This is a genomic window from Pseudomonas sp. L5B5, assembly GCF_020520285.1.
GTDB lineage: Bacteria > Pseudomonadota > Gammaproteobacteria > Pseudomonadales > Pseudomonadaceae > Aquipseudomonas.
The window spans coordinates 6,373,545-6,395,375 of sequence record NZ_CP084742.1 but is presented as its reverse complement, the minus strand read 5'-3'; the positions used below and the strand labels follow the sequence as shown (position 1 = coordinate 6,395,375).

6 protein-coding genes are annotated in these 21,831 nt (G+C 65.6%); 2 read left to right on the top strand and 4 right to left on the bottom strand.

Annotated features, from left to right (window positions below; genetic code table 11):
- Positions 1–12 precede the first annotated feature (12 nt).
- Positions 13–6,600, bottom strand: a complete 6,588-nt coding sequence (locus LGQ10_RS29420; protein ID WP_226523991.1) for a non-ribosomal peptide synthetase — start codon at positions 6,598–6,600, stop codon at positions 13–15.
- The gene (locus tag LGQ10_RS29415; RefSeq protein WP_226523990.1) at positions 6,600–17,747 is read right to left on the bottom strand and encodes a non-ribosomal peptide synthetase; all 11,148 of its coding nucleotides are present in this window, start codon (positions 17,745–17,747) and stop codon (positions 6,600–6,602) included. Before LGQ10_RS29415 ends, LGQ10_RS29420 begins: the two co-directional genes overlap by 1 nt.
- A 209-nt stretch (positions 17,748–17,956) precedes the next feature.
- On the opposite strand from LGQ10_RS29415, the gene LGQ10_RS29410 reads away from it, so the two are divergent.
- Positions 17,957–18,922 carry a siderophore-interacting protein gene (locus tag LGQ10_RS29410; protein WP_226523989.1) on the top strand — a complete coding sequence of 322 codons (966 nt, stop codon included), beginning with the start codon at positions 17,957–17,959 and terminating at the stop codon, positions 18,920–18,922.
- A gap of 49 nt (positions 18,923–18,971) precedes the next feature.
- On the opposite strand, the gene LGQ10_RS29405 is transcribed toward LGQ10_RS29410, so the two are convergent.
- Both LGQ10_RS29405 and LGQ10_RS29400 read right to left on the bottom strand, forming a co-directional pair.
- Complete coding sequence (locus tag LGQ10_RS29405; protein ID WP_226523988.1) at positions 18,972–19,712, bottom strand: thioesterase II family protein; 741 nt, start codon at positions 19,710–19,712, stop codon at positions 18,972–18,974.
- 150 nt (positions 19,713–19,862) lie between these two features.
- Positions 19,863–21,035, bottom strand: a complete 1,173-nt coding sequence (locus tag LGQ10_RS29400; protein WP_226523987.1) for an MFS transporter — start codon at positions 21,033–21,035, stop codon at positions 19,863–19,865.
- A gap of 127 nt (positions 21,036–21,162) precedes the next feature.
- On the opposite strand from LGQ10_RS29400, the gene LGQ10_RS29395 reads away from it, so the two are divergent.
- Positions 21,163–21,750 (top strand): TetR/AcrR family transcriptional regulator, encoded by a 588-nt coding sequence (locus LGQ10_RS29395; protein WP_058433785.1) that lies wholly within the window; start codon positions 21,163–21,165, stop codon positions 21,748–21,750.
- Positions 21,751–21,831: the final 81 nt, after the last annotated feature.

Here is a 21,831-nt window from a genome sequence, read left to right as displayed (position 1 = left end):
GTACTACCTCGCCTAAGAAATTATTTTTTCAAGATCATCGGGAGATAAACGTTTGAGGGCCTCCAAAGATTTAGCCAATTCATCCTGCAGCGAAGAAGTTGTCTGCCGCAGGGCCTGAACCTTCTCGACAAAGGCCGCGAGGCTCTCCGCGCCGAACAGCGACTTGATGGGAATATCCACGCCAAGCTGCTGCTTGACCCGGGTCACGACCTGGGCCACCAGCAGGGAATGGCCACCCAGTTCGAAGAAGTTGTCGCTCAGGCCCACCCGATTCAGCTTCAGCACATCGGCCCAGATCGCTGCGATCTGCTGCTCCAGCTCGCTCTGCGGTGCCACGTAGACTTGCTGCATCTGCTGGGCGTCGACCTTGGGCAGGGCCTTGCGATCGAGTTTGCCATTCGGGGTCAGGGGCAGCGCTTCGAGGAACAGCAGGTACGCCGGCACCATGTAGTCCGGCACGTGTTCCTTGAGTGCACTCTTGATGTTCTCGCGCAGGGTGGCCTGGGCATCCCCGGCGACGGCCATTGCCGCGTCGCTCGGCACAATGTAGGCCACCAGTTGCTGGCCGTTCTCGCCGTCATGGGCCAGGACAAAGGCCTCACGCACCGCCGCCTGCTGCACCAGCCGCGCTTCGATTTCCCCCAGTTCGATACGGAAGCCGCGGATCTTCACCTGATGGTCGATACGGCCGATGTACTCGATCACCCCATCGGCGCGGTAACGGGTCAGGTCGCCGGTGCGGTAGACCCGGCCCCCATCGCTGGAGAACGGGTTGGGCACGAATTTCTCGGCGGTCAGCGCCGGGCGTGCCAGGTAGCCACGGGTGACCCCGGCACCGGCCAGGTACAGCTCGCCGGCACTGCCCACCGGCACCGGTTGCAGGTCCGGGCTGAGGATGTAGCTCTGGGTGTTGCTGATGGCCCGGCCGATATTGGCCTGGCCGCCCGCCTCGCGCCGGGTGTAGGTCGAGTAGGTGGTGTCTTCCGAAGGGCCGTACAGATCGTAGACATGCACCAGCCCGGGCTGCTGGTAAAGGCTATCCACCAGGGCCTGTTTCAGCGGCTCACCCGCCAGGTTGATGATCCGCACGCTGGGCGGAATCTGCCCGCTGCGCTGCAGCGCGGCAATCGCCGAGGGCACGGTATTGATCAGGCGCACCCGGTCGCGGTCCACCAGTTCCGGCAGTTCCAGGGCATTGCGCGCCAGGACGATGGAACCGCCGCTGGACAGGGTGACAAACAGCTCCCACACCGACAGGTCGAAGCAGATCGAGGTAGAGGCCAGCACCCCTTGCAAGTCTTCAGTGCTGTACACCCGGTTCGACCAGTCGATCAGTGCCAGCACGTTGCGATGGGCAATCGCCACGCCCTTGGGCAGGCCGGTGGAACCGGAGGTGTAGATCACATAGGCCAGATTGTCCGGGGTCGCGCGTGGCGCCGGGTCATCTGTCGAGTACCCCTCCAGCCAGCCCGGCTGGGCATCCAGTTGCAGGGCCTGTAGGGACTCCACGGAGGGCAGCAGTGACAGCAAGGCGCTTTCGGTCAGCAGGATCTGCGCCTGACTATCGCGCAGCATGTGGGCTAGACGGTCCTGGGGATAATCCGGGTCCAGCGGCACATAGGCGCCACCGGCCTTGAGCACGGCCAACAGGGCCACGACCATTTCCGGGGTCCGTTGCAAGGCCACGCCCACCCGTACTTCAGGCCCCACGCCCAGCTCGATCAGCTTGTGCGCCAGGCGGTTGGCCCGGGCATTGAGTTCCCGGTAGCTCAGGCGCTGTCCGGCGAATAACAAGGCCTCGGCATCGGGAGTTTTCCGCGTCTGAATCTCCACCAACTGGTGCACACAGTGCTCGCTCGGAAACGCGACAGACACCGCTGCCCATTCATGCAGCAGCTTGTTCTGCTCGGCGTCCGCCAACAGCGGCAAGTCCCCCAGGCGCTGGTGCGGCTGCTGGCTAATCCCCTGCAACAACTGCACCCAGGACTGGGCCAGACGCTCGATGGTGGAGGCCTCGAACAGGTCGGTGGCATAGGTCAGGGAGGCCCACAGGCCATCCTCGGACTCGAAGGTGTCCAGGCTCAGATCGAACTGGGTCGTGCTGTCCTCGCCACTGAGCATCTGCACCTGCAACCCTGGAACTTCCAGGACTGCAGCGCCTTGGCGGGCGGCGGCCTGGTGGTTGAACATCACCTGGAACAGCGGGCTGTAGCTCAGGCTGCGCTCGGGCTTGAGGGCTTCCACCAGCTGTTCGAAGGGCAGGTCCTGATGCTCCTGGGCATCCAGGGCGCACCCTTTGACCTGGTGCAGGAAGTCGCTGAAGCTCAGTTGCCCGTCGACCTCTGCCTTGAGCACCTGGGTATTGACGAAGAAGCCGATCAGACGCTCGGTCTCGACCCGGTTGCGGTTGGCAATGGGTACACCGACGCGGATATCGGCCTGGCCGCTGTAGCGATGCAGCAGTACCTGGAACGAGGCCAGCAACAGCATGAACAGCGTGACCCCTTCGCGCTGGGCCAGCTGTTTCAGGGCACCCGGCAAGGCGCCCTCCAGGCTGATGCCATGGCGCGCACCCTTGTGGCTTTGCTGCAACGGCCGCGGATGATCCAGGGGCAGGTCCAGCACCTGGGCGCCGCCTTCCAGTTGCTGCAACCAGTAATCGAGTTGCCGCTCGCGCTCACCGGCTTCCATCCATTGCCGTTGCCAGGCCGCGTAGTCCGCGTACTGCACCGCCAGCGCCGGCAACTCGGCCTGTTGCCCCTGGCTATGGGCGCCATAGAGCTGGATCAGTTCCTCCACCATCAACTGCATCGACCAGCCATCGGAAACGATGTGGTGCTGGACCAGTACCAGTACATGTTCGTCCGCTGCCAGGCGTACCAGGGTGGCCCGCAGCAACGGCCCCTGGCGCAGGTCGAACACCTGACGTACCTGGGTCTCGATCACCTGCTTGATCAGATCATCGGCGGTGCCGGCTTCCACCAGCAGGGACAAGTCCTGCTGGCTGATGGGCAAACGGGCCTGGGTCGCGATCACCTGGGTCAGGCCCTGGGCGGTCTCGACAAAGTGCGTACGCAAGCTTTCATGGCGGGCGATCAAGGCATCGAAACTGCTTTGCAGGGCCTGGCTATCCAGCACGCCACGCAGGCGCAGGGCCATGGGAATGTGATAGGCGCTGCTGTCGGCATCCAGTTGCCAGAGGAACCACTGGCGCTCCTGGGCGTAAGACACCGCCAGCGGCTGTTGCCGGTCCACCCGGGGAATCGACTGGAGTTGCTGGGTGGTTTCCGGCCCCAGCAGGCGGACGAAATCCTCCAGCGATTCACCTTCGAACAACAGCTTGAGGGGGGCATCGATGCCCAGCTCCTGGCGGATGCGCGACATCACCTGGGTGGCCAGCAGTGAATGGCCGCCGAGCTCGAAGAAGTTATCGGTCAAGCCAACCTGTTCCAGTTTCAGCACCTGGGCCCAGATCCCGGCCACTTGTCGTTCGCGCTCGCTGCGCGGGGCCACATGAGCCTGCTGCAACAGGCTGCCATCGATGGCCGGCAAGGCCGTGCGATTGAGCTTGCCATTGGCGGTCAGGGGCAGCGCCTGGAGGAACAGCACATGGGCCGGAACCATGTAGCCCGGCAGGTGCTCGCGCAGCCCGATCTTGATGTCGTCGCGCAGTGCCAGTTGCCCGGCAACCAGGTCCTGGCTGTCCCAGTCCAGGCCGGCGGGCACCACATAGGCCACCAGCTGCGGACCGTCGGGGCCCTCCTGGGCCAGCACTACCGCCTCGCGCACTGCCGGCAATTCCAGCAGCCGCGCCTCGATCTCCCCCAGTTCGATGCGGAAACCGCGAATCTTCACCTGATGGTCGATTCGGCCGATGTAGCCGATCGAACCGTCAGCCTGGTAGCGCGCCAGATCGCCGGTGCGGTAGAGACGCCCACCGGCCTCGCCAAACGGGTCCGGGACAAACCGCGTCGCGCTCAAGTCGCCGCGGTTCAGGTAGCCCCAGGCCAGCCCGGCACGCCCGACATACAACTCACCAATGCAGCCCTTGGGCACCGGTTGCAGGTTAGCGTCCAGCAAGTACCAGGACATGTCGGGAATCAGCTCGCCAATCGGACTGGCCCCCGCCAGGCTCAGATCCGCCACGGACAAGGGACGATAGGTCACGTGCACCGTGGTTTCGGTGATGCCGTACATGTTCACCAGCCGCGGGCGCTGATCGCCGAAACGCTGGAACCAGTGTTGCAGGGTATTGACCTCCAGGGCCTCGCCACCGAACACGATGTAGCGCAGCCGATGCGCAGGCTCGGCGCTGCAGGCCACGTGCATCAACTGGCGGAACGCCGACGGCGTCTGGTTGAGTACCGTCACGCCCTCGCTGCACAGCAGCGGGTAGAAGTCCTGGGCCGAGCGCGCCACCTCCTGGGGCACAATCAGCAGCCGCCCGCCATACAGCAGGGCACCGAAGATCTCCCACACCGAGAAGTCGAACGCATAGGAGTGGAACAGGCTCCAGACATCCTCGGGCCCGAACTGGAACCACTGCTGGGTGGCCGCGAACAGGCGCAGGACGTTGTGGTGCGGCTGCAAGGTACCCTTGGGCTTGCCGGTGGAACCGGAGGTGTAGATCACATAGGCCAGGTCCTCGGGCGTTACCCCGACCTCGGGGTTGTCGGCCCGGTAGCCGTCCAGCGGCTGCTCCAGCAACCAGGTGCTGCCAGCAAACGCCGGCAAGCCCGGCAGCAGATGCCCCTGGGTCAACAGCAGCACAATGGCGCTGTCCTGCATCATGTGCTGCAGGCGATCCTGGGGATAGGCCGGGTCCAGCGGCACATAGGCGCCGCCGGCCTTGAGGATCGCCAGCAGGCCGATGACCATCTCCAGGCTCCGCTCCACCGCCAGCCCCACCAGCACATTGGGCCCCACGCCCTGCTCGATGAGCTTGTGCGCCAGGCGATTGGCCCGTTCGTTGAGCTGCTGGTAGTCCAGGCTCTGCCCGCCGAAGGTCAGGGCAATGGCCTGGGGCGCTGTGGCCGCCTGGGCCTCGATGAGCTGATGGACGCAGGCCCGGGAAGGGAATGCCTGCTGCAGCCGGTTCCACTGGCCAAGGATCTGCGCCTGCTCGTCGACCTCAAGCAATGGCAACAGGCCGATGCGCTGTTGGGGCTGGCTGGCCACACCTTGCAGCAACTGCCGCCAATGGGCAGCCAGGCGCTCGATGGTGGCGGCGTCGAACACATCGCTGGCATAGACCAGGGACGCGGCGATCCGGCCCTGGGTTTCCACGGTGTCCAGGGTCAGGTCGAACTGCGCCGACTGCCCTTGGGAGTCCAAGGTCTCGATGCTCAGGCCCGGCAGGTTCAGGGGTTTGCCTGTGCCTGCCGCTTCCACCTGGTGGTTAAACATCACCTGGAACAGCGGGTTGTGGCTCAGGCTGCGCTCCGGTTGCAAGGCCTCTACCAACTGCTCGAACGGCAGGTCCTGGTGCGCCTGCGCCGCCAGGGCGGTCTGGCGTACCTGCTGCAGCAACTGGCTGAAGGACATCTGCCCGTCGATCTCGGCCTTGAGCACCTGGGTATTGACGAAGAAGCCGATCAGGCGCTCGGTCTCGACTCGGTTACGGTTGGCAATGGGTACACCGACGCGGATATCGGCCTGGCCGCTGTAGCGGTGCAACAATGCCTGGAAGGAGGCCAGCAACAGCATGAACAGGGTCACCCCTTCCCGCTGGGCCAGGCTGCCCAGGGCTTCACTCAACGGCTGCTCCAGGGCCAGCTCCAGGCGCCCGCCCCTATGGCTCTGCACCGCAGGGCGCGGGCGATCCAGAGGCAGCTCGAGCAAGGGTTGCTCGCCGCCCAGTTGCGCCGTCCAGTAGGCCAGTTGCCGGTCCTTTTCACCGGCTTCCATCCAGTGGCGCTGCCAGAGGGCGTAGTCGGAATACTGGATCGGCAGCGCCGGCAATGACGCCGTCTGCCCTTGGCAGAAACCGATGTAGAGCGCGATCAGTTCATCCACCATGACCTGCATCGACCAGCCATCGGAGACGATGTGGTGCTGGGTCAGGACCAGCACATGGTCATCCTCAGCCACCTGCAACAGACCAACCCTGAGCAGCGGCCCGGCCAGCAAATCGAACAGTTGCCGGGTCTGGGCCTGGACGAAGTCCTGCACGGCCGCCTGGATCTGCTGTTCGCTCGCCTGGGCCGGCAGTACCTGGCGCAGCAGTTCCAGGTGCGCCTCGGGGGCGACCACCTGCAGCGCCGTGTCGGCCTCCTCGACAAAATGCGTGCGCAGGCTTTCATGGCGGGCGATCAGGCTGTCGAAGCTGCGCTGCAAGGCCTCGACGTTCAGCTTCCCGCGCAGACGCAGGGCCTTGGGAATGTGATAGGCGGTGCTCTCGGGCGCCAGTTGCCAGAGGAACCACTGGCGTTGCTGGGCATAGGACAGCGGCAGGCGCTCCTGGCTCAGGCGCACCTCGGGAATCGGCAGGTTGGCCGGGGAGATGCCCTGTTCGAGCATCTTCTGCAGGTAGACCTTGCGCTTCTCCAGGGGCAGCAGGATGAAGCCTTTGACAATTTTCAGCGCGGTGGTGTTGTCCATTACACAGCCTCCATTTCGTCGAGCAACAGTTCCAGCGCACTCAGGTCGGCGCCTTGCACCTGTCCGGGTGTCTGTTGCAACTGGCTGACGAACAGCCCCAGGGTGGGAAATTCAAACGCCATCTGCACACTGACCTGGCGCCCAAGCTTGAGCTGGACTCGAGAGACCATCGCGGTTACCAACAAGGAATGCCCACCTAGTTCAAAGAAGTTATCGTTCATGCCCACTTGCTCGACCTCCAGCACTTCGGCCCAGATCGCCGCGACTTGCTGTTCCAGTTCGCTCTGTGGGGCGATGTAGGCCTGCTGCAACAGGCTGGCGTCAGCCTTGGGCAACGCCTTGCGGTCCAGCTTGCCGTTGGGGCTCAACGGCAGCGCGTCGAGGAACAGCAGATGGGCCGGCAGCATGTAGTCCGGCAGCACCTCCTTGAGGGCCGTTTTCAATTGTTCGCGCAACTGCGCCTGTTCTTCCTGACTTTCCACCGCCACGCCCGCAGCCGCAACGATGTACGCCACCAGCTGTGGACCACCGGCCGCCTCCTGGGCCAGGACAATCGCCTCGCGTACTTGCGTCAGCTCCAGCAGCCGCGCCTCGATCTCGCCCATTTCGATACGGAAACCGCGGATCTTCACCTGGTGGTCGATGCGCCCGGCGTACTCGACCACACCTTCGGCGTCATAACGGGCCAGGTCGCCGGAGCGGTACAGGCGCCCGCCATCGGTACTGAACGGGTCGGGAATGAAACGTTCGGCGGTCAGCGCAGGCCGGTCGTGGTAACCCCGGGCCAGCAGCTCGCCGCCAATCATCAGCTCACCCGTGGCGCCGCTGAGGGTCAGGTTGCCGCTGTTGTCCAGCAGGTAGATGGCACGGCCCGGCAAGCCCTTGCCCAGCGGTATCTGGCTTGGCAGGGTTTCACCGTCCTGCAGGTAGCGGCTGCAATCATGGGTGGTAACGCTCACCGTGGCCTCGGTGGGTCCATAGGTGTTGAGCAGGCAGGCATCCTTCAGCCCGGCCTTCTTCCACGCGGCCACGCCTTCCGCCGCCATCGCCTCGCCCCCCAGGTTGAGCTGGCGCAGACGACCGAAGTCACGGGGTTCGCCGGCAGCAAAATCCTTGCCCAACATGAACCAGTAGGCGGTGCTCAAGTCGACGAAGCTGATGCCCTGCTCGATCAGCTCGCGGTAGAAAGTCTCGCTGTCCCATAGCTCCTTGCCGCGAATCACCACCGAGGCGCCACAGATCAGCGCCGGATACAGCTGTTCGACAAAGGCATCGAAGTTGAAGGTGGAGAACTGCAAGCCACGATCGGCCACGCTCATGTTGAAGTAATCTCGGGAAACCTGGGCGTGCTGGCTCAAGGCACTGTGGCTGATATCCACACCCTTGGGCCGGCCGGTGGAACCGGAGGTGTACATCACGTACGCCAGGTTGGCGCCGTGCGCCCGTGGTTGCGGGTTGCTCCGGGCATAGCCGTCCAGGCCCTGCTGATCCAGGCACAGGTGGGGCACAGCCACTCCGTCGCGCAGGCGCTCCAGCAGCGGCGACTGGGTCAGCAGCAGCTGGATGCCGCTGTCCTGCATCATGTAGTGCAGGCGGTCCTGGGGGTACTCGGGGTCCAGCGGCACGTAGGCGCCACCGGCCTTGAGCACCGCCAGCAGGCCGACAATCATGTCCAGCCCGCGCTCCACGGCAATGCCCACCCGCACATCCGGGCCCACGCCCTGCTCGATCAACGCATGGGCCAACTGGTTGGCCCGCTGGTTGAACTGGCCATAGCTCAGTTGCTCACCGGCGCACAGCAGCGCCACGGCATCCGGAGTGCGCGCGGCCTGGGCCTCGATCAACTGCTGGACGCAGAGCGGCGACAGGTCTCGCACCGAAGTACGGCTGCGTTGCTCCTCGATCAAGCGGCGCTCGGTAGCGCCAGTCAACGCCAACTCGCCGATGCTCGACTGCGCCTGCTCCACCAGCGCCATGAGCACCTGCTCCAGGTAGCCCGCCACTTGCCGGATGTTCGCCTCGGCGAAATGCTCCAGGGCATAGCTGTAGTCGAACGCCAAGGTCTGCCCCAGGTACACCGACAGGGTCAGCGGATAGTTGGTCTGCTCATGGTTGGCCGCCATGCCGAAGCTCAACTGCGCCGGGGCGCCTTGGGCCAGGGCCTCGGACACCGGGTAGTTCTCGAACACCAGGATGTTGTCGAACAGCGCCTCGCCCCCCAGGCCGGCCCAGCGTTGCACGTCGTACAGCGGCGTGTGTTCGAAGTCGCGCAGGGCCAGGTTGCGTTCCTGCACCAGCTGCAGCCAGTCACTGACCGGCATGTCCGGACGCGGCGCAGCTACGACCGGCAGCGTGTTGATGAACAGGCCGATCTGTTGCTCCACGCCCTTGAGCTCCGCCGGACGGCCGGAGACCGTGGCGCCGAACACCACGCTGTCCTGCCCGGTATAACGCTGCAGCAACAGCAGCCAGGCAGCCTGCACCAGGGTGTTGACCGTGACCTTCTGCTGCCGGGCGAACTCGCTCAAGCGTTGCGTCTGTTGCAGGTCCAGGTGCTGTTGATGGGCGGCGTAGCCCTTCCCGGCCAGGGCCTGGCCACCGCGGCTGATGGCCTGGGCCAGACGGGTTGGCTCATCCAAAGTCGCCAGCTGCTGTTTCCAGAAGGTCTCGCTGAGCTGGGCATCCTGGCGTTGCAGCCAGGCGATGTAGTCGCGGTAGCGCCCGGGTGCCTGGCTGGCAAACTGCCCCGCATAGCGCTGCAGTACTTCCCCTAGCAGCCGTGAGTTGCTCCAGCCGTCCATCAGGATGTGGTGGTTGGTGTAGATCAGGTGGTAGCGCTGTTCGCCAGTGCGCACCAGGGTCAGGCGCAGCAGTGGCGCGGCCAGTAGGTCGAAACCACGCAGGCGCTCCTCCTCGGCCAAACCATCCAGGGCGCTCGGCACGGCCTCGTTCGCCCGCCAGTCATGCTCGACAAAGTCCAAGCGGATACGCTTGTGCACCACCTGAATCGGCGCCGGCAGTTCGCCCTGCCAGAGGAAACCACTGCGCAGGATGTCATGGCTGTCGATGGCCGCCTGCCAGGCCTGGCGGAAGCGCTCGGGATCAAGCCCGTCCACATCCACTCGCAGTTGGTTGATGTAGTCGCCCGCGCCCTGCTCGTAGAGGGTGTGGAACAGCATGCCCTGTTGCATCGGCGACAGCGGATAGAGGTCCTCGACCTCGGCCAGGGCCAGTGGCAACTGGTCCAGTTGCTGCTGGCTCAGGCCCGCCAGCGGGAAGTCCGACGGGGTCGCGCCACGGTGCTCGGGCTGGCTGCAATGCTCGATCAGCGCCTTGAGTTCCTTGGCATACTCGTCTGCCAGGTGCTGGATGGTGGCGGTATCGAACATCGCCTGGCTGAAGGTCCAGCCCAGCTTCAATTGGCCGCCATAGACCTGGCCATTGATGCTCAGCCAGTTGCCCAGCGGAGCCTGGGCGCCTTGATCGGCACCCTTGGCTTCGGCGCTGGGGGCAAACCAGGCATCCGGCTCATCGAAGCTGCCATCGAACTGGCCCAGGTAGTTGAAGGTAATGCGCGGTACGGCCAAGGCCGCCAGAGCCTCCTGCGCATCGGCATCCCCCAGGTAGCGCAGGGCCCCGAAGCCGATACCCTTGTTGGGCACGGCACGCAGCTGTTCCTTGATGAGCTTGATCGAGTCGGCCAGGGCCGGCTGCGGCGTCAGCTTCACCAGGAACACGCTGGTGAACCAGCCCACGGTGCGGCTCAGGTCGATGCTGTCGAACAGCTCTTCGCGGCCGTGGCCTTCCAGTTGCACCAGGGCGCTGCTGTCGCCGGTCCAGCGGGTGATGACCCGGGCCAGGGCGGTGAGCAGCAGATCGTTGATCTGGGTGCGATAGGCTGCCGGCGCATCCTGCAACAGGCGCTGGGTATAGCTGGGGTCCAGCTCGGTGCTGACGCTCAGGGCGTCCTGGATCAGCACCTGATCGGTAGTCCGGTCGCAAGGCAGAGCGGATTCGACATCCCGCAGTTGCGCCTGCCAGTAACCCAGCTCCTGCTGCAGCGCCGCGCTGCGGGCATAGGCTTGCAACTGCCCGGCCCAGGCCTGGGAAGAGCTGGTCTTGGCCGGCAGCTTGATGGCTTGCCCGGCAGCCTGCAGTACCAGGGCCTGATGCAGATCCTCCAGCAGCACCCGCCAGGACACCCCGTCCACCACCAGGTGATGAATGGCCAGCAGCAGGCGCTGGGTGCCATCACGCAACGTGAAGAGCACGGCACGCAGCAGAGGCCCCTGTTGCAGATCGAGGCTGCGTTGTGCGGTATCGCACAGGGCTTGCAACGAATCTTCAGTGACGTCGTCCGCCAGCCACAGCAGCGCATCGGCCTGCATCGCCGCCAACGGTGCCGCAGTCACCGGCCCCAGCGGAGCATAAGTCGCGACCCAGGCTGCGCCTTCTTCCACGAACTTCAGGCGCAAGCCGTCGTGGTGTTCGAGCAAGGCTTGCAAGCCCTGCTGCAGCGCCTCGGCACTCAGGATTTTCAACGGCTTGAGCAGCACCGACTGGTTCCAGTGATGACGTTCCGGCACCGGGGTGTCGAAGAACCATTGCTGGATCGGCAGCAGCGGCATCTGCCCGCGCACCGGGCCCTGGTCGATCTGCAAACCGCCCTCGCCCTGCTCCGCCACCGTGGCCAGCCCCTGCACCGTCTGGTGCTGGAACAGGTCCTTGGGGGTGAAGCGGATACCGGCCTGACGCGCACGACTGACCACCTGGATCGAGATGATCGAGTCGCCGCCCAGCTCGAAGAAGTTGTCGGTGACGCCCACCTGCTCAAGCTTCAGCACATCGGCCCAGATCTCGGCAATCCGTTGCTCCAGGTCGTTCTGCGGCGCCACGTAGGTCTGCTGCATCAGCTGCGCATCGACCTTCGGCAGCGACTTGCGGTCCAGCTTGCCGTTCGGCGTCAGTGGCAGCGCTTCGAGGAACAGCAGGTAGGTCGGCACCATGTAGTCCGGCAGGCTGTCCCGCAGGCGCGCCTTGATGCTTTCGCGCAACTGCGCCTGGCGCTCGTTGCTCAATACCACTTCAGCGTCCACCGGCACGATGTAGCCCACTAGTTGCTGGCCGCTCGGCCCTGGCTGGGCGATCACCGCCACTTCCAGCACCGGGTCCTGTTCCAGCAGGCGCGCTTCGATCTCGCCCAGCTCGATACGGAAGCCCCGCACCTTGACCTGATGGTCGACACGGCCCACGTATTCCACCAGCCCGTCGGTGCGGTAGCGGGTCAGGTCGCCGCTGCGGTACAACCGGGCGCCGGTGGTGCTGTAGGGGTCAGGAATAAAGCGTTCCGCCGTCAGCCCCGGACGATCCAGGTAACCCCGGGCTACGCCCAGGCCACCCAGGTACAGCTCGCCCGCCACGCCCACCGGCAACAGATTGAGGTTGGCATCGGCCACATAGGCGCTACGGTTGCCGACGATGTTGCCGATAGGCGCATAGGCCGCATCGCACGGGTCCCCCGCCTTGGCCTTCCAGATCAACGGCGTAACCACCGTCTCGGTCGGGCCGTAGCCGTTGAAGATGTACTTGGGACGCAGCACCCGCCAGGCCAGGTCATAGCTGGCCTGCGGCACGGCATCGCCGCCGAAGCAGTAGACCCGCACCGCAGGCGGGTTGCCGTCGCGCTCGGCGTGTACCGCCAGTTGCTGCAGGTATACCGGCGGGAACACCCCCACGGTGACGCCATAGCGGTGCATCTGCTCATAGGTAAATTCCGGCGACCACAAGCTATCGTCGCGGATCAGCACGCTGGCGCCGTAGATCAGTGGGTGCATCCAGCCTTCGTGGGAGCCGTCGAAGGCGAAGGACATGAAGTGCAGCTCGCAGTCCGCCGGGCTCATTTCATAGCGCTCGCCGGTGGCCAGGCTGTGCATGGCCAGCGGGCCATGGGACACCGCCACGCCCTTGGGCAAGCCGGTGGAACCGGAGGTGTAGATCACATAGGCGAGGTTTTCCTCGGCCAAGCCCACTTGGGGGGCGCTGGCCGGGTAGCCGGCAAAATCTGCGGCCCGTTCCACCGACAAGGTCGGCAAACCGTCCGGGATCGGCAAGCGATCCAGCAGATGACTCTGAGTCAGCAGCAGCCACGCGCCGCTGTCCTGCATCATGTAGCGCAGGCGGTCCTGGGGGTATTCGATGTCCAGCGGCACATAGACCCCACCGGCCTTGAGCACGGCCAGGAAGGCCACCATGATTTCCGCACAGCGCGGCATGGCGATGGCCACCCGCACCTCCGGGCCAACGCCCAGTTCGATCAGCTGGTGCGCCAGTTGGTTGGCTTGCGTATCCAGCTCGCGATAGCTCAGGCGCTGCTCGGCGAAGAACACTGCCGGCGCGTCCGGGGCCTTGGCCGCCTGATCGGCAAACAGCTGGTGGACAAAACGGTGGGTCGGGTAGACCACATCGGTGTGGTCCCACTCCCGGCGAATGCGCCGCTGCTCGTCCTGTCCCAGCATCGGCAGCTCGCCCAGGGCCAGCTGCGGTTCAAGCATGCCTTGCAGGAGGTTGCGCCAGTGGTCGGCCAACTGTTCGACGGTGGCCACCTCGAACAATTCGCCGGCATAGATGAACGAAGCGTTGATCCCGGCGTCGGTCTCCAGGGTTTCCAGGGTCAGGTCAAATTGCGCGGTACCGCCCTGCAGGACCATTTCCTCGGCTTGCAGGCCCGGCAGGCTGGTGCCGTCGGTGCTTTCCCCGGCAATGCTCAGGTGGTTGTACATCACCTGGAACAACGGGTTCTGGTCCAGCGCACGCTGGGGCTTGAGGGCATCCACCAGACGATCGAACGGCAGGTCCTGATGGGCCTGGGCGGCCAGGGCCGTGGCCTTGACCTGACGCAGCAACTGCCCCACCGGCAGGCTCGGCGCCAACTCGACGCGCATCACCAGGGTATTGACGAAGAAGCCCATCACCCCTTCCATTTCCTGGTGGCGGCGATTGCTCACCGGCACCCCGATGCGGATATCCGGCTGATTGGAGTAACGGTGCAGCAGCAACGCGAACGACCCCAGGAACAGCTGGAACAGGGTCATGTCATGTTCCCGCGCCACGCGTCGCAGCCCTTGCTCCAGGTCCGCTGGCAGACGCAGGCCCAGGCGCTCCTGGCGATGGCTGACCAGGGCCTGGCGTGGATGATCCAGGGGCAGCTCCAGAACCGGATGTTCCAGCCCCAGCTGCTGGCGCCAGTAATCCAGCTGGCGCTGTTGCTCGCCCTGCTCCAGCCAGCTGCGGTGCCAGTTGGCGTAGTCGGCGTACTGCACGCTCAACGGCTCGAACTGCGGCGCCTGCCCCTGGATCAAGCCGCGGTACAACGCGACGAATTCCCGGGCCAGCACACTCATGGAGGCGCCGTCGGAAATGATGTGGTGCAAGGTCACCACCAGCAGGCAATCCTGCTCGGCGATCTGCAGCACCCGGGCCCGACACAGGGGCCCGCGCTCCAGGTCGAACAGTTGCTGGGTCTCCTCCAGGGCGCGGGCCTGGATGGCTTCGCGGGGCAAGCCCGGCGTCAACCGCTCCCAGGCCACGCTGATCGCGCCCTGTGCATGCACCACCTGGCACAGGCGCTCCTGATGCTGGGTGAAGGTGGTGCGGAATGCTTCATGGCGCTGGGCCAGGGCATCGAAGGTCTGCTGCAAGACAGCCTGGTCCAACTCGCCCTGCAAACGGACCACGATCGGCGTGTGGTACGCAGTGCTCTGCGGATGCATCTGCCAGAACAGCCATTGCCGCTGCTGGGCATGGGAGGCCGGCAAGGGCTCATCACGCTCCAGCACCTCGATCTGCGGCAGTGCCGCGGCGCCCGCGCAGGCCTGTACCTGTTCGACGAATTCGTCCAGGCGCGAGGTTTCGAACAGCACCCGCAGCGGCACGTCCGCCCCCAGCAGGCGACGCACCCGGGACATGATCTGGGTCGCCAGCAGTGAATGGCCGCCCAGGGCGAAGAAGTTGTCGCCCAGGCCCACCCGCTCGACCTTGAGCACCGCCTGCCAGATCGCCGCGATGCCCTGCTGCAACTCGCTGACCGGCGCCACAAATGCCTCCACCGGCGCCTGCTGCTGTAAGGGCGGCAAGGCCCGCAGGTCGAGCTTGCCGTTGGGAGTCAAGGGCATGCCGTCCAACGCCAGGAAATGCATCGGCAGCATGTAGTCGGGCAACGCCACCGCCAGTTGCCGGCGAATCTCCTGCCACGCCGCCTCCGGTTCCTGAGCCTTGGCCATTACCACATAGGCCGCCACTTGCGACTCACCCGCCACACTGACCACCTGCGCCACAGCGTCCTCGACCTGGGGCAGTTGCTTGAGGGCCGCAGTGATTTCCCCCAGTTCGATGCGGTAGCCGCGGATCTTCACCTGATGGTCGATGCGACCCAGGTAGTCGATCGCCCCGTCGTCCAGATAGCGCACCAGGTCACCGGTGCGGTACAGGCGCTGCCCATCGCCGCTGAAGGGATCCGGCACGAAGCGCTCGGCGGTCAAGGCCGCACGCTGGTGGTAACCCCGCGCCAGGCCGGCGCCACCCAGGTACAGCTCGGCCGAGGTGCCGGACACCACCGGTTGCAGGGATGCATCCAGGACCCGGGCGCGGACGTTGGCCAGGGGCTGACCCAGGGGCACCACCGCCAGCTTGTCCGCCAGCGCAGCGGTGGTCATGGTCAGGGCGCCGACCGTGGTTTCCGTGGGGCCGTAGTGGTTGAACACCGCGCACTCCGGCGCCAGGGTCGCGATTCTGCGAACCAGCGCTGCCGGGCAAGCCTCGCCGCCCAGCACCAGGCACTGGCGCGGCAGGGAACGGGCCGGCTCTTCGCCGCTCATCAGTGCCTGCAAATGCGAAGGGACGATCTTCAAGACATCAATCTGGTGGGTGTGCAAATAGGCACCGAAGGCGTCAGCGTCCAACCCGGTATCCAGTCCGATCACGTGCAGGCAACTGCCGGAACACAGGGCACCGAACAGCGTGGTGTGGCCAAGATCCGCGGCGATGGTCGAGACCACGGCCATGGTCCGTGCGGCTCCCAGCGGCAGGCGCTGGATGATCGCCTGCACGTAGTTGGCCAGGGCCCCGTGGGTGATGGTCACGCCTTTGGCAGCACCGGTGGAGCCGGAGGTATAGATCGCATAGGCCAGGTTCCCGGCAGCGATCCCGGGCAATGCTGCCAGCGCGTCACTGGCCGGCGCCCAGGCCTCTACCTGATCCAGCAACAGCACCTCGACCCGGGGCTCCAGCGGCAGCCGCGGCTGCACCGCCGTCTCGCTCAGCAACAGGCGTACACCGCTGTCTTCAAGCAAGTAGCTCAAGCGCTGTTCGGGGTATTGCGGGTCCAGCGGCACATAGGCGCCACCGGACTTGAGCACCGCCAACAGGCCCACCACCATTTCCAGCGAGCGCTCCACGGCGATGCCCACCGACACTTCCGGCCCCACACCACGCGCCACCAGCGCCGTAGCCAGACGGCTGGCACGCTGGTCCAGTTCGCAGTAGCTCAGGCTCTGCCCGGCGAATACCAGGGCCGGCGCCTCGGGCTGCGCGGCGACCTGGCGGGCAAAGAGTTCGAGGACTGACTCGGCACTGAACACCTGCGAGGCGCCAACTCCCTGGGCCAGGATGTCCCGATGCTGTTCGACACTGAGCAGCGGCAGTTCAGCAAGCGCCGACTGCGGCTCGCGCACCATTGCCCACAGCAGGTTCTGCCAGTGGCCGGCCATGCGCTCGATGGTCTGCGCTTCGAACAGCTGGCAGTCGTAGGTGAACGCGGCCTGCAACTGGCCGCCACGCTCGAAGGTATCCAGGGTCAAATCGAACTGCACCGTGCGCTCGTTGCGCGGCAAGGCCTGCACCTCCAGGCCGGAGCGGCTGCGCAGGGTGGTCAGCTCGGTGACCTGTGGCTGGTGGTTGTACAGCACCTGGAACAGCGGGCTGTGGCTCAGGCTGCGCTCCAGGTGCAAGGCCTCCACCAGGCGCTCGAAGGGCAAGTCCTGATGGGCCTGGGCGCCCAGGGTGGTCTCACGGATGTCGGCCAACAGTTGCTGCACCGTCAATTGCGGGCTCAGCTCGGTGCGCAGGACCTGAGTGTTGACGAAGAAGCCGATCAGCCCCTCGGCCTCCTGGCGCGTGCGGTTGGCGATGGGCACGCCGACCCGGATGTCCTGCTGGCCGCTGTAGCGCGACAGCAGCAGCTTGAAACCGGCCAGCAGCACGGCAAACAGGGTCACCCCCTGCTGGCGCGCCAGGGCGCCCAGTTGCTGGGCCAGGGGTTGCTCCAGGGCAAAATCCAGGCGGCGGCCCTGGCGACTGGAATGGGCACGCCGTGGATGGTCGGTGGGCAGTTTCAGCGGCGGATGCTCGTCACCCAGCTTCGCCCGCCAGTAGTCCAGTTGCCGCTCCTGCTCCCCCGCCTCCAGCCAGCTGCGCTGCCACAGGGCATAGTCGCGGTACTGGATCGGCAGCGCCGGGACATTCGGCACCTCACCCTGGAGCAGGCTGTCGTAGGCATGCAGGAATTCCTCGATCAAGACCCCCATCGACCAGCCGTCCGCGACGATATGGTGCAGGGTCAGCAGCATCACATGCTCCTGCTCGCTCAGGCCCAGCACGCAGACCCGCAACAACGGCCCCTGCTGCAGATCGAAAGGCCGGCGCGCCTCGGCGTCGGCCTGCTGCTGCACCCGGACTTCACGCTGCACCGGCTCGAGGTCGCAGAGATCCCGATAGTCGATGTCAACCCGCGCCTCCAGGATCACCTGCCGCGGTTCATCGTCCTCCAGGCCGAAGACCGTGCGCAGGCTCTCATGCCGCTCCAGCAGCCAGTCGAAGGCCTGTGCCAGCACTGCCCGATCCAGGGGCCCGTTCAGGCGGACCGCATTGGGCAGGTTGTAGGCCGCGCTCTGCGGGTCCAGTTGCCAGAGAAACCACATGCGCTGCTGCGCGTAGGACAGGGCCTGGCGATCGGGCACGGCGACCCCCGCAGGAATCGGCAGCAGAGAGAAGTCGACGCCTTCCTTGTCCAGAGCCTTCAAGAACAGCCGGCGCTTTTCCAGCGGCAGTTCAATGAATCTACGGGCGAGCTTCAAGGAGTCATCTGCATTCATCGGGGGCATCCGTACTTACTTGTTGGGTTTCGAGCGTTGGCTCGGTCATCCCTACGGAACGGATGAAGACCCGGAAAAATTAACCCCCTGGCCCGCCCGAACAACCGATGCACAAGCCCTCCAGACCAGTCCGACGAACGGCATCGCCGGTAAATCCAGCCGGCAACCCTTCGTTCCTTCCTTAATATTTACTGCAGCAGGTAAAGCCCATGTCCTCCGCCCAATCGCTGACTGACATCCTCGCCCAAGGCTTACGCAAACTGACCGGTATCCACCGATCGAAACCAAAGGGCTACCGGGTGATCAATGTCGAGCTCAAGCAGCGTATCGATCTCAGTCCATCCCTGGTGCGACTGGTGTTCGCTGGCGAGGACATCGCCCAGGCCCGCACCCTGGCGCCGGACCAGCGCATCAAGCTGTTGTTTCCCGCCGCCGATGGCAGCCTGCCGCAAGTGCCGGTCGAAGGTGACTGGCATGCCGCGCGGCGCAAGCTGCCGGTCGAGCAGCAACCACCGATGCGCACCTACACCATCCGCGCCCTGCGCCTGCAGCCGGCGGAGCTGGATGTGGACTTCGTGCTGCACGGGGTCAACGGGCCGGCGTCGAGCTGGGCGACCTGCGCGCAACCCGGTGACCGGCTGCAGATGGTGGTGCCGAACAAGGCTTTCAGCGGCGATCCTGGCGGTTATGAGTGGCAGCCGCCGGCAGGCATTCGCAAGGTCCTGCTGATGGGCGATGAAACCGCCCTGCCGGCGATTGCCGGAATTCTCGAGGAGCTAAAGGAGTACCCGGACTATCCGGATGTGCAGGTGTTCATCGAGGTGCCCTGCGAAAGCGACTGCGTCGACCTGCACTGCCATCCACTGACCCGGCTGAGCTGGCTGCCCCGCGATGTACTCGCCGCCCACCATGGCGAACCGCTGATCCACGCGGCCCGGGAGCTGGCCGAGCTGCCACCGGCGAGCGCCGGGCGCCGGCCGGTCAAGGCCGGACGCGAGGAGCTCGAGCGCCCCTGGGAAACCGCCACTCCGGCGGACAATCATTTCTATGCCTGGGTGGCCGGCGAGTCGGCCACGGTGATGAACATTCGCCGCCACCTGATCAACGAGCGCGGCCAGGAGCGACGCAACCTGACCCTGATGGGCTACTGGCGCATGGGCACCTCCCTGGGCTGATCCCCGGCCGGCAAGGCTGGAACCTCAACCAACCCGCGCGCGACAGCAGCTACAGGGAGAGGGCCATTTCTGGCAGGTGGCGGCGCCGGTGCACGTCGAGGTGGCCCTTGATCAAGCTCAGCACCTTGGTCTCATGCTCATGAATGAAGAAATGCCCGCCGGCCAGCATGTCCACGGAGAAACTGCCGTTGGTTTCCTTGCTCCAGCCGATCAACTGCTCGGTGGTGGCACGGTCGGCCTTGCCGCCCAGCACGTGCACCGGGCAATTGAGCAGCGGACGCTGCACGGGGCGGAAACGGCCGCACAACAGGAAGTCGGCCCGCAGGATCGGCAACGTCAGGCTCATCAGTTCCTGGTTGGCCAGCACTTCCTCGCTGGTGCCGTTGAGGGTGCGCAGTTGCTCGATCAACTGCGCGTCCGTCTTGGGCTCGGCAAACCCACGGTCGTACTCGGTACGCAGGGTCGGCGCGGCGGTTCCCGAGGCGAACAGCGCCACCGGTTCCGGACAGCCCAGGGCCCGCAGGGCATGGGCCAGTTCGCAGGCCAGCAGCGCTCCCAGGCTATGGCCGAACAAGGCATAGGGCGCGCGCAAGGTGGCCTGGATTTCCCCGGCCAGTTGCCTGGCCAGTTCGCGCATGTCGGTGTGCAGGGGCTCGACATAACGGGCGCCACGCCCGGGCAACTCCACCGGTGCCAGGTGCAGCCATTGCGGCAACTTGCGCCGCCAGCGGCTGTAGACCATGGCGCTGGCTCCGGAGTACGGCAGGCACAGCAGGTTCAACTGAGTCACGGTTTTCCCTCGACAAATGATCGGTCGGCAGCCCCTGAAAGACTGCTGCGCCAGCCCGACCGGGGATTGCTCGCTCCCGTGGCCGGCTACCTTTTCAGGGGCTCCAGAGAAAAAACGCAGCGCGACGCGGACAAATTAGTCCCCGTCGCTTCAGCGCAGGTGCCGATAGCTCTGCAGGGCCGCCACCAGCACCACCGCGCCGCCGGCCAGGGCCAGCCAGAAGCCGCTGGGGGCGCCGAACTGGTCCACCAGGCCGCCGGCACCGGCGGCCCCCAGGGCGACGCCCACCCCCAGGCCGGTCACCAGCCAGGTCAGGCCCTCGGTCAGCTTGGCCGGCGGCACGATGCGCTCCACCAGGGCCATGGCAACGATCAGGGTTGGCGAGAAGAATAGCCCGGCGACGAACACCGCCAGCGACAGGCCGAGGATGTTGCCGGCCAGCAACAGCGGCAAGGTGGTCAACGCAGTGGCGATGCCGCTGTACATGAACAGCCGGGGCAACGGCGTGGACAGTTTCAGCGCCCCGAAGGCAATGCCCGCCAGGCACGAACCCGCAGCGTACATCGACAGCACGATGCTCGCCGCCGCCGGCTGGCCCTGCTGCTGGGCGAAGGCCACGCTGACCACGTCCACCACGCCGACGATCACGCCCATGGCGGTCATCAGCAGCAACAGCAGGCGGATCTGCGCCGAGCGAATGATCGAACCCGAATGCTGCTCGTCATGTGGGTGCACCGGCGGCTCGGTGGACTTCTGCACCACGAACAGCGCCACCCCCAGCGCCAGCATCAGCAGCGCCACCAGCGGCCCGGCCTCGGGAAACAGGCCGACGCTGAGGCCGACCGAGATCGGCGGACCGACAATGAAGCACACCTCGTCCAGCACCGATTCCAGGGCGTAGGCAGTCTGCAGTTGCGGCTGGCCACGGTACAGCTCGGTCCAGCGAGCCCGGACCATGGCCGACATGCTGGGCATGCAACCGGCCAGGGCCGCGCAGAGGAACAGGGTCCAGTACGGAGCTTGCAGACGCGTGCACAGCAACAGCGCCAGTAGCGCACCACCGCCCAGGCCAGCCGCCAGGGGCAGTACCCGGCCCTGGCCGAAACGGTCCACCAGGCGCGAGACCTGGGGAGCACAGAAGGCCGTGGCCAGGGCGAAGGTAGCCGCCACCGAGCCGGCCAGGGCGTAGCCGCCGTGCAGTTGCGCGAGCATGGTGATCAGGCCGATGCCGGTCATGGAGATCGGCATGCGCGCGATCATCCCGGCCAGCACGAACGCGCGGCTGCCGGGGGCCTTGAACAACTCGCGGTAGGGATTTGCCATGTACAACGACTCCTTGGGGGTCACCAGGTTGGCTTTGCAGGTAGCAGCACATACGCCGCGTATGTTAAAAAAGCATGAAAATATACGCCTCGTATGTCAATCCACCAGATGTTGGGGAATTGTGTTCATGAGCAGCCGCCCGCGCGCCGAGATGATCGAAATCACTCGCGCCAAGCTGATTGCCAGTGGCCGTCAGGCCTTTGCCCGCCTGGGCTACGCCCGAACCTCCATGGACGACCTGACGGCCGAGGCCGGCCTGACCCGAGGCGCCCTGTATCACCACTTCGGTGACAAACAGGGGCTGCTGGCGGCGGTGGTAGAACAGATCGACAGTGAGATGGACGCCCGCCTGGATGAAGTCTGCGACCAGGCCAGCGATCCCTGGGAAGGCTTCACCCGGCGCTGCCGGGCGTACCTGGAAATGGCCCAGGAGCCGGAAATCCAGCGCATCGTCCTGCAGGACGCCCGCGCCGTGCTGGGCGAGCGCCTGCCGGCGCAGGAACACTGCATCGACTCCCTGGGGCGCCGCCTGCAGCAGTTGGCCGAAGCCGGTCTCATCAGTCCCGCGCCGAGCCAGGCCCTGGCCCGCCTGGTCAACGGCAGCCTGGTGGACACCGCCCTGTGGATCGCCGCGGCAAAGGCGCCCGCTGCCCGCCTGGAGCAGGCATTGCAGGGCCTGGAACTGCTGTTGCGAGGCCTGCGAGCCAACCCCTGAACTGAACTCCCGGGGTGCTGTGCAGGTCAGCTCAACAGAGACCGGGCCCGTCGGCCCGGCCTGAACCCGGAGTCCTGCGGC